This window comes from Pallidibacillus pasinlerensis, from assembly GCF_009996845.1.
Classification (GTDB): domain Bacteria; phylum Bacillota; class Bacilli; order Bacillales; family Caldibacillaceae; genus Pallidibacillus; species Pallidibacillus pasinlerensis.
Window position 1 is genome coordinate 1 of the sequence record NZ_JAACYS010000101.1, and the last position, 7414, is coordinate 7414.

General features: G+C 33.8%; 5 protein-coding genes and 1 tRNA gene. 3 read left to right on the plus strand and 3 right to left on the minus strand.

What is annotated here, in order from left to right; genetic code table 11:
• Positions 1-435 precede the first annotated feature (435 nt).
• Positions 436-508: transfer RNA gene (locus tag GW534_RS15080), tRNA-Ala, on the minus strand.
• A 214-nt stretch (positions 509-722) separates the two neighbouring features.
• On the opposite strand from GW534_RS15080, the gene GW534_RS15085 reads away from it, so the two are divergent.
• Positions 723-2498, plus strand: a complete 1776-nt coding sequence (locus GW534_RS15085) for a SulP family inorganic anion transporter (protein ID WP_161921811.1) — start codon at positions 723-725, stop codon at positions 2496-2498.
• Between the two features lie 46 nt (positions 2499-2544).
• Positions 2545-2877: an ArsR/SmtB family transcription factor gene (locus GW534_RS15090; protein WP_161921812.1), complete on the plus strand. Its 333-nt coding sequence runs from the start codon at positions 2545-2547 to the stop codon at positions 2875-2877.
• Positions 2878-2896: 19 nt separating this feature from the next.
• On the opposite strand, the gene GW534_RS15095 is transcribed toward GW534_RS15090, so the two are convergent.
• Positions 2897-3823 (minus strand): dipeptidase, encoded by a 927-nt coding sequence (locus GW534_RS15095; RefSeq protein ID WP_161921815.1) that lies wholly within the window; start codon positions 3821-3823, stop codon positions 2897-2899.
• A 270-nt stretch (positions 3824-4093) separates the two neighbouring features.
• On the opposite strand from GW534_RS15095, the gene GW534_RS15100 reads away from it, so the two are divergent.
• Positions 4094-5086: a potassium channel family protein gene (locus tag GW534_RS15100; RefSeq protein ID WP_161921813.1), complete on the plus strand. Its 993-nt coding sequence runs from the start codon at positions 4094-4096 to the stop codon at positions 5084-5086.
• A 907-nt stretch (positions 5087-5993) separates the two neighbouring features.
• On the opposite strand, the gene GW534_RS15105 is transcribed toward GW534_RS15100, so the two are convergent.
• The gene (locus tag GW534_RS15105) at positions 5994-7340 is read right to left on the minus strand and encodes a glucose-6-phosphate isomerase (RefSeq protein ID WP_161921814.1); all 1347 of its coding nucleotides are present in this window, start codon (positions 7338-7340) and stop codon (positions 5994-5996) included.
• Positions 7341-7414 lie beyond the last annotated feature (74 nt).

Sequence of the window (7414 nt, forward strand, 5' to 3'; positions counted from 1 at the left end):
ATAAAGTTATGTTTTGTCCACTTCTTTTATAAATGATCATTATGCGTTTTGATTTATCTTGAAGTTTCTTTAGCTTAAGTTTAAAAATACCTGTTTCAAATCCATCATTTAAAAAGTTAACAAACTCTTTCTCATTCGCTACAATAATTGCCATTCAAATTTTCCTTTCTTTACTATTTTTATAACTTACATGATTATATGGACATTTTGAATCACAAATTGCATTTTATTATTTTTTTCAAAAAACCACCATTGAAAAATATTCATAGTATTGTATATTGTTAAAACAATCATTCTATAAGTTTATTTAGTACAAAGTGAATTATTTATTCTTTTTTTCAATTAGTGTCTAAGTTACACATATCATAGATTTTAAAATATAATCACCTTCAAATGACAATAAGAAAAACCCTTGAATACCAAGGGTTCCGTTTATGGAGCATACCGGGCTCGAACCGGTGACCTCTACACTGCCAGTGTAGCGCACTCCCAACTGTGCTAATGCCCCACATTACTATATTTACTTGAACTGACATGTTTATTATAAGTCAACAAGAAAAAATTTGCAATAGTTATACATTAATCGTCACCTTTCGCAAATCCCTCTATGGCAGTATCTCGTCCCAAATTGTTTTCCTTTACATTCTTAAAGAAACAGTGTAAAGTTACTTAATGTATATTCAAATATTTGAATATAATAATATTCGAAGAAAGGTTGGTTTATGAAAAACGAATGGTTCTTTACAGGGAGATATAAGGACTACTCATTTGACAACTTTAGAAAAGATCTCGTTTCAGGGCTGATTGTTGGTGTTATTGCTATTCCACTTGGGATGGCCTTTGCCATAGCCTCAGGAGTAAAGCCGGAATATGGTATTTATACAACAATCATCGCTGGAATTCTTATCTCGCTTTGTGGAGGATCAAAATATCAAATCGGTGGTCCAACAGGGGCCTTTATCCCAATACTTTTCGGGATTGTTGCAACCTATGGTTATAGTAATCTATTAATAGCTGGATTTTTAGCAGGTATTATCCTTTTCCTTCTGGAAATTTTTAAATTAGGAAATTTAATAAAATATATTCCAAGACCTGTTACAATCGGATTTACGACAGGTATTGCTGTGACTATTTTTGTCGGACAAATTGCCAACTTTCTCGGATTATCTGGAGTGGAAAGTAAAGAATATTTTCATGAAAATTTAATAGAAATCTTTAGTCATATTCAAACAATAAACTTTTATAGTATTTTTACAGCGATTATTAGCTTAGTAATTATTATTCTTACGCCAAAAATCGCACCAAAAGTTCCTGGTCCATTAATTGGTCTCATTATCTCTACTGTTATTGCGGCTATTTTTTATCCAAGTCAAGTTGCTACTATTGGAACCACATATGGGGACATTCCAAATACATTACCTCAATTTTCCTTCCCTGAAATTACTTGGGAAAAAATCGTCATGTTACTACAGCCAGCTTTCGTTATTGCACTATTAGGGGGAATGGAATCCTTACTTTCTGCTGTCGTAGCAGATGGAATGACAAATAGTAAACATAATAGTAATCGTGAGCTAGTTGGTCAAGGAATTGCAAACATGGTTACGCCGCTTTTCGGGGGAATTCCAGCAACAGGGGCAATCGCAAGAACAGCAACGAATATTAAAACGGGTGCCGTATCACCAATGTCTGGTATTATTCATGGTATTGTAGTTTTATTAGTATTACTTTTATTTGCACCGCTTGCATCCAATATTCCATTAGCAAGTTTAGCACCAATATTAATGGTTGTTGCTTGGAATATGAGTGCAACAAAAGTTTTCCTTCATGTTTTAAAAACTAAAACTGGCGATTCACTAGTTTTATTGGTAACCTTTTTATTAACAGTGTTTATTAACTTAACGGTTGCTGTCCAATTTGGGTTACTATTAGCATTCGTTCTCTTTGTAAAGCGAATGGGCGAAAATGTAATCACTGCAAAAGCATTACCTAACCATGAGCATAAAAACAAAAAAATGGATACAAGTGTTGTTACTGATTCACGTGACTGTCCACAAATTAGTATTTATAACGTAGAAGGTCCTTTATTCTTTGCGGCTGCCCAACATTTTACCCAATCAATTATGAACACAATTAATTACAAGCCGAAAGTTTTACTATTGCGTATGGGAAATGTTCCTTATATGGATACAACTGGTGAAGAACGGTTAGCAAATATCGTTCAAGATTTTTCAAAACATGGAATTGTACTCATTTCCGGTATTCAAAGTCAACCGAAAAACTTAATGAAAAAGACAGGATTATACGATTTAATTGGCGAAGAATGTTTCTTTGAACATACTGGTGAAGCAATCAATTATGCGTTAACTCGGTTAGATGTAAATAAATGTTTAGGTTGTAAACATTTTGCTTTTAATGAGTGTAAAAAACTTTCTAAAGGTGAAATTGGCGAATTACAAATCGCAAAACATGAGGCTGCATTTGCTAAAATGGGAAAATAAAGTAAATCAAATGTAGTTGGGATTCTAATATTACGAGGTGGTACCATTGTACGATGAAATTCATAAATTTAAAGCAGACTTTTTTAAGGCGTTAGCACATCCTTTACGTATTCAAATTTTGGAACAATTGGCTACAGGAGATAAAAGTGTTAACGAGATTCAAAGTTTAATTGGTAGTGAAGGTTCAGCTGTTTCCCAACAGTTAACAGTGCTACGAGCAAAAAATATTGTCGTTGGTACAAAGGTGGGCAACCGGGTTATTTACTCCTTACGTGATCCTATGATTGTCAAATTGCTCGATATTGCTAAACAAATTTTTAACAATCATTTAGCAAAAACAGTGAATTTATTAGACCAAATGAAAAAGGAAAATAAATAAGGGGCTGCTTAATGCAGCCCTATTTTGGTCGATAATTTAAAAAGTTTTGATACGCGAAACCCTTTACTTCATCTTCTTTATAATACTTCAACAGTCTTAATATTAGGTTTTGTGTCATTGCTGCATTTTCAAGATTTTTTACCTTTGCATCGATTCCATCAAAGTCTGAACCTAAACCAATTTTGTTAACTCCGCCTAATTCACAAAAATGCTCAATATGTTTCACTAAATCATCAATAGAAGCTTTCCCATTTTCTTTAATAAAAGGTGGATTATATACGACATGAATATGACCGCCTTTTTCAAACATTGCCTTTGCTTGTTCATCAGATAAGTTTCGATTATGATCACATAATGCCTTCGCATTGGAATGACTTGCAATCGGAAAATCTGCCAACTCCATTACGTCCCAGAAGCCCCGTTCCGATAAATGCGAAACATCAGTAAGCACTTGATTCTCATTGTTTAACCTTACTACTTCTTTGCCAAAACTCGTCAGCCCCCCACCACGAGGCTCTCCTGCTCCATCAGCAGCTAAATTTGCATTATTCCACGTAAGGCCTACTGACATTACACCAAGTTGAAAAAGGGTACGAAGTTTTGATAAATCATTCCCGATTGCATCAACACCTTCTAGGGTTAAAAATGCTCCAACTTCTCCATCCTTTAAATTATCAAAATCAGACCATTTTTTAATATGTTTCATTTCTGGATTTTTCGCTAACACTTCTTCATAAAAATAGTCAATTTGTTCTAAAGCAGCTTGAAACTTTTGGTCCGATTTTATATCCGGTTCTAAAAAAATAGCAAAAGCTTGAACCTTCACTTTTCCTTGTTGTAAACGTTCCAAATTTGTATCTAACACTTTTGAATTACGATATGTTAATTTTCCTTTATTTTCGGCTAATTTCCATAATGCATCGCAATGCAAGTCAATTACATGCATCATTGTCCACCTCTTAAAGTATCCATACGTCCTAAAATATCGTATGCAATCTTAAAATTTTAGTTAAATCTTATAAGAGTTTGTTTTTAAAGTCAAAGCGTTTGTATAGTTTAATATGAGCATCTTATGTATAAAAGTCACAATTGATTTATTAGTTAATTATTGGGCTGGCTTGTAGGTAAATCCTTTCTAATCAAAATATCAGGATGTTTTAGAGCACATTTTTACGTCCATACTGTTTATATCCTATTTATTTAATGAGGGATGCACATGCAATTTGTTTATCGTAAATTTCTTCGACTCCCCTATGTAATTCGACTATTTTTCGTTGTAATGTTAGTCATCATTTTTTTTGGAACTATTATTCATTTTATTGAGCCAGACCGATTCCCAACTATTTTTGATGGTATTTGGTGGGCGATTATTACCACATCCACCATCGGATATGGAGATTACGTACCAGGTACAATTAAAGGGAGAATCATTGCTATTATCCTCATTTTCTTTGGTGCTGGTATCGTTGCTGCCTATTTTGTAGCACTTGCCTCTTCGACAATAAAAAAGCAAAATTCGTTAGGAAAGGGGATTATCCACGTGACTTGGAAGGATCATATTATCATTGTCGGTTGGAATGAGCGGACGAAGGAAATTATTAACTGTTTAAAAGATATCCATTCAGAACAACCGATTGTACTAATTGATTCTAATTTAAAGGAAAGTCCCTTTACAAAGGAAAAAAGTTTTATATATGTAAAAGGAAACGCTTCAAATGATGAGGTTTTACTTAGAGCAAATATAAAAGAAGCTTCGTTAATCCTCGTAACCTCTGATCCAAGTCGGACAGAATTAAATGCAGACATGAATACCATTTTGTTTGTTGTTGCGATTAAAGGAGTAGCCCCTAATATTTTTTGTATAGCCGAAATTTTAACATCTGAACAAATTGTTAATGCAAAACGAGCCGGAGCGGATGGGATTATTAAATCAAATAAATTAATTAGTTCCGTTATGCAACACTCTTTATTTTCTCCAGGCATTTCAAATGCAATATTAGATTTAGTCGATTTACATAATGGTGCTCGCTTTCAATTAGTAAAAGAGCATTCCTTTGCTGGTCACACCTTCGCATCAGTTAGTCAAATTCTTTTAGAAGAACAAAAAATATTACTTGGTTTAAAACGGGACGAACAAACAAAAATTATTCCACCGAAAGAAACGATATTACATAACGCGGATGAATTGTTGATTATTTCACGGGAATAAAATACTCCTGTCTGGACCATATCAGTGCTGATGGTTAATTACCTTAACAATTTGTACAACCTGAATGAAGGACATTTCTGATTAGTATCCTTCTCATTTTGTCCTTCATAACCTTTATGAAAGACACTTCTCATTTGTTTCCTTCTCATTTTGTCCTTCATAGCCTTTATGAAAGACACTTCTGACTAATTTCCTTAACGATTTGTCCTTCATAACCTTTATGAAAGACACTTCTCATTTGTTTCCTTCTGATTTTGTCCTTCATAACCTTTATGAAAGACACTTCTTATTAATTTCCTTCTCATTTTGTCCTTCATAGCCTTTATGAAAGACACTTCTCATTTGTTTCCTTCTGATTTTGTCCTTCATAACCTTTATGAAAGACACTTCTTATTAATTTCCTTCTCATTTTGTCCTTCATAGCCTTTATGAAAGACACTTCTTATTAATTTCCTTAACGATTTGTCCTTCATAGCCTTTATGAAAGACACTTCTCATTTGTTTCCTTCTCATTTTGTCCTTCATAGCCTTTATGAAAGACACTTCTCATTTGTTTCCTTCTGATTTTGTCCTTCATAACCTTTATGAAAGACACTTCTTATTACTTTCCTTAACGATTTGTCCTTCATAACCTTTATGAAAGACACTTCTTATTAATTTCCTTCTCATTTTGTCCTTCATAAACTTTATGAAAGACACTTCTGACTAATTTCCTTAACGATTTGTCCTTCATAGCCTTTATGAAAGACACTTCTAACTAATTTTCTTCTCGATTTGTCCATCATCCTTTAAATGAAAGACATTACTTCCATATTACTTGCTTATATTGTCCCTCATACTCACTATTCGCTCAGATAAAAAAACGGCGAGCCACTGAAGACCCGCCATTCCCATCTCACTATTAAGATTACAATCTTTTCTCTAGTTCAGCTTTTTTATCTTCAAATCCTGGTTTACCAAGTAACGCAAACATGTTCACTTTGTACGCTTCAACACCTGGTTGGTCAAATGGGTTCACACCAAGTAAGTAGCCGCTCATCGCACATGCTTTTTCAAAGAAGTATACTAAATAGCCGAATGTATAAGCATCCATAGATGGAATTGTTACGATTAAGTTTGGTACATCGCCGTCTGTATGCGCTAATACGGTACCTTCGAATGCTTTCGTATTCACAAAATCAACTGTTTTACCAGCTAAATAGTTTAAGCCGTCTAAATCTACTTTTTCTTTTTCAATTGTAATATCGTGACGAGGCTTGTCTACTTTAATAACGGTTTCGAACAAGTCACGGCGACCTTCTTGCACATACTGACCTAAAGAGTGAAGATCAGTAGAGAAGTTTGCAGATGCTGGGAAAATACCTTTTTGATCTTTTCCTTCACTTTCGCCAAATAATTGTTTCCACCATTCAGCAAAGTATTGCAAACCTGGCTCATAGTTAATAAGCATTTCAATTGTTTTACCTTTGTTATATAAAACGTTACGAATAGCCGCATATTGGTAAGCAAGGTTTTCTTCTAAATTAGGACTAGAGAAATCTTCACGAGCTTTTGCAGCTCCTGCCATCATGTCCTCAATACTTACACCACTAACTGCAATTGGTAACAGTCCAACAGCAGTTAACACAGAATAACGGCCACCAATATCATCAGGGACAACAAATGTTTCATAACCTTCTTCTGTTGCTAATGTTTTTAATGCACCTTTTTGTTTATCTGTTGTAACAAAGATACGTTCTTTTGCTTCTTCTTTTCCGTATTTCTCTAAAAGTAATTTACGGAAAATACGGAATGCAAGAGCTGGTTCCGTAGTTGTTCCTGATTTTGAAATGACATTAATCGCAAAATCTCTGCCATCTAATAAATCAATTACATCAGAAATATATGTAGAACTAATGTTATTACCAACAAAAATAACTTGTGGTGTATTGCGTTTTTCTTTTGGTAAAACATTATAAAAACTATGATTTAACATTTCAATTGCTGCACGGGCACCAAGATAAGAGCCTCCAATTCCGATTACTAGTAATACATCGGAGTTATTTTTAATTTTTTCTGCAGCTTTTAAAATGCGTGCGAATTCTTCTTTATCGTAGTTTACAGGTAAGTCAATCCAACCTAAAAAATCACTACCTGCTCCAGTTCCCTCATGTAAAGCATTGTGTGAAACTTCTACATGACTTTGCATTTGTTGAAGCTCATGTTTTCCAAAAAATGACAAAGCCTTAGAATAATCAAATTGAATATGAGTCATAATAAACCTCCATTAATTTATTATATTGTTTACTTTATCTCAATAAAGTAAAATTGGCAAGGGATGGTAGTATA